General features: G+C 37.9%; 2 protein-coding genes. Both read left to right on the top strand.

Annotation, left to right across the window (positions count from 1 at the left end; genetic code table 11):
• The coding region (locus J7K93_01985; protein MCD6115759.1) for a T9SS type A sorting domain-containing protein at positions 1-948 on the top strand (948 nt) is incomplete at its 5' end.
• A gap of 31 nt (positions 949-979) precedes the next feature.
• Positions 980-3,645: fused MFS/spermidine synthase (locus tag J7K93_01980; protein MCD6115758.1), on the top strand; the 2,666-nt coding region annotated here is incomplete at its 3' end.

Genomic DNA, 3,645 nt, shown 5'->3' with positions numbered 1-3,645 from the left:
GGAAGATGGCAGTTTGAAAACAACGGAAATGATACAGCAGGCTGGGACGCAGTTGAGAATTCAGGAAATTTGCAGGGAGATGCTGTTTTTGATAGTACGGGTCCGCTACAGGAAGGAAATTATTTTCTGTTTTTGGATAGTATATATGTACATGATTATTTTAAGGCAGATGATAGTGATGATCTTGATTTTGATAACGAAGATATAGGTATTTCAGCCTGGATTTTTCCCCTTGCTGTAGGAGATGATGTGCACTGGATTATTAATAAAGGGGATCAGTACACAAATCCGAAAACAACAAACTATGCATTGCGATTATCAAAAAAGAAGAAACTGGAGTTTCTGATTCGTGACAAAAATAATAAGGCGCAGACTATTGCTTCCACTTTTAATATTTCAGCAGATAAATGGACATTTGTAGCTCTGTTTTATGATTATGCAGCCGGGAAGGTTTACATGTGGAATGATCCGTCAAAAGCTCCGGTTGATACTCTGGGCTTCACTCAGGAATATTTTTCTAATGACGACCCTTTGTCAATAGGGTCCTGGTACTCAAGTGATCCGGCATTACCTTCTACAAAGGATTTTGAAGGAAGAATTGATGATGTACGCGTCGGAACTGCAATTAATCAGATTATTCCGGGATCAACAGAAGTAGCCGGGGGAAATGAAGTGATGAAACCGAATCAATTTTATTTGACACAAAATTATCCCAATCCTTTTAATAATCAGACAAATATTAAATTCGGTATTGCTGATGATGTACATGTCTGCCTTGATGTTTATAACATTCTGGGGCGAAAAGTAAAATCAGTTGTTGACAAAAATTTAAAAACAGGAAGCTATTCATTCAGCATTAATACTGACCGTTTAAACAGCGGAATATATTTTTATCATTTGCAGGCAGGTAATTTTTCTTCAACAGGTAAGATGACGCTGCTGAAGTAGGCCCATAACTAAAAAACGGAATAAATGTCCTATGTTGAGGAAAAGTGTTTTTATTGTGTTTTTCGTTTCAGGTTTTACAGGCCTTGTGTATGAAGTAGTCTGGCTAAGGCTTTTCGGGCTGATATTCGGTAATACTACTATCGCTATAAGTACTGTTCTGTCTGCATACATGCTTGGTTTGGCTTTAGGAAGCAAGATCCTAGGCAGTATTGCAGACAGAATAACAAATCATCTGAAAGTTTATGCATTTTTAGAGCTGGGTATAGGTGCTTTTGCGGGTTTGATATTTTTACTTCAGCCGCTGGCCGGGCAGATTTTTTCCAATATCTATTTTCCTCTCAGAGATTCTGTTTTTATTTTTCGGATGATACAATTTATAATAGCTTTTGTCCTGATGCTTCCTGCTACATTTTTGATGGGCGGTACCTTTCCCGTGTTAACACATATTATTGTTAAGGATAAGTTAAATATCGGGAGCGGAATTGGTAAATTGTACGGTGTGAATACTCTTGGTGCAGTGGCCGGATCTTTTCTGACAGGATTTTTTCTGATACGTTTTTTTGGAGTTACACAAACTATATTATTTGCAGCAGTATTGAATTTTATCATAAGTGCGGCTGCTTTTGTGTTTAATCGTTTTGCAGATGATAACGGCACACTGAGGCATAACGAGACATCTTCCCCCGTTACAAAGGATACAGAAAAAAAGATTAAAATCGTAATTCTTGTAATGATGGTTTCGGGGTTTGCATCTCTTTCTTACGAAGTTTTATGGGCCAGAATTTTAGTTTTTGTTTTGACCAATTCTGTTTTTGCATTTTCAGTAATGTTAACAACATTTCTTTTCGGAATTGGTCTCGGGGGATTTTTGGGAGGGAAATGGGCTGATAGAACAAAGAATCAAATATATTTTTTAGGTATAGTCGAATGTGCTATTGGAATCAGCGGATTTATTGCGGGAGTCGTACTTGTCAATTTAGGCTGGATTCATGATGCCGTTTTTTCAATAGGGCCGAAAACAACGTGGTGGTCGTGGAACAGTATAAGATTTCTGGAAGCCTTTTTGGTAATGTTTCTTCCAACCTTTTTTATGGGGGTTAGTTTCCCAATAGCAGGGCGGATTGCAGTACCTCAGCTTAAGCAGATTGGATCAGGACTTGGAAGGCTTTACTTTTACAATACTCTTGGAGGGATGGCAGGTTCCCTGGTTACGGGTTTGATTTTAATTTCCATTATTGGAACGCCCTCTGCATTAATATTAACAGTAACAATAAACATTGTCCTCGGCCTGTATCTTTTCCGGCTTGAGCATAAAGTAATTTATAGACGGCCATTGTATATTTTCTCTTTTTCTGCGATTTTATTTCTATTTTTGATAACTGTGAAAATATTACCTTTCAGATTGTTTGACTCTGCTTATTCTCATGTTGAGAAGGGTGCGAAACTGATAGATTACAGGGAAGGTCTCGAGGGAACAGTAACTGTACACGAAACTCTTCCTCCTTTCGAGAAGGCCAGGAGGATTGATGTGGACGGCCTGAATGTAGCAGGTTCAAGTTTTATGCTGAGAACGTTGCAGATTCTGCAGGGACAGCTTCCTTTTTTGGTGAAACCGGATGCACAGAGAGTTGTTCAGATAGGATTCGGGACAGGACAGACTTCTCATTCAGTTATGCTTCATAATATTAAAAAGTTCACGCTTGCAGAAATTTCCAGAGGTGTGCTTGAATTAAGTAATATCTATTTCAGGGATCTGAATCATGGTGTTATAAATAATCCGAATTTTAATTACCGTATTCTGGACGGCAGAAATTATATAAAGTATACTCGCAACCGTTTTGATATAATAATGAATGATGCAAATTATGCGGTTGCTACAAGCAGCGCGAATCTGTTTACAAAAGAACATTTTGAGAACTGCAGAGATAAACTTGCTCCCGGCGGTATTCTTTCTACATGGATGACAGTTGACCTTGCTCCGGAAGATTTCAGGATAGTTCTAAAGACTTTTCAGAGTGTTTTTCCCTACTGTACTTTATGGATGGCCCCGAATTGTGTAAACAAACAAGTAGTTTTAATAGGGTCTGTAGAACCTCTGCATGTTGATTTTCAGAAAGCCAGGAAAATGTTTAATGAACCTGCAGTAAAGAAAGACCTTGCTTCTGTCAATATTAATTCTGTATACGATCTTTTAAGCTGCCTTATTCTTGATTCAAAAGGTATTAGAGTTTTAAGCAAGAATGCTAAGGTCAATTCTGATAATCACCCGATTCTGGAGTTCTCTAAAAACGGAGTTCGATCCAGAGATTTGTGTTCTTATCAGAACATAGGCCAGATATTGATCAGAAGGCCCGGCTTTAAAACTGTTGTTACAAATTTACCGGAAGATTCAAAAGAGAGAATAAAGGTTGAACAGAAACTCTCCCGCTACTTTTATGCTTCGGATCTGTTTTTAAAAAGTATTCTCAAGGGATACCAGGGAAATTCTTCAGAAGCATTGAAAATTCTTATTAAGGGTTCAAAGATGATTCCGGAAAGTAATCTTGCAGCATATTTTTTTAAGGAAACAGACCGGCTTACAAATGAATTCAGTATTGAAGTTCAGAAAAATCCCAATAATCTGCTTGCCCAGTTGCATCTGATTCAGCATAAAATGGGGTTGGGCAGATTTGATGAGGCTTTTACTGATCTGAAGAG

The sequence above is a fragment of the bacterium genome (assembly GCA_021158245.1).
Taxonomy (GTDB): Bacteria; Zhuqueibacterota; QNDG01; order QNDG01; family QNDG01; genus QNDG01.
The sequence above is the reverse complement of the archived record's forward strand: the minus strand, read 5'-3'. Positions and strand labels throughout refer to the sequence as shown.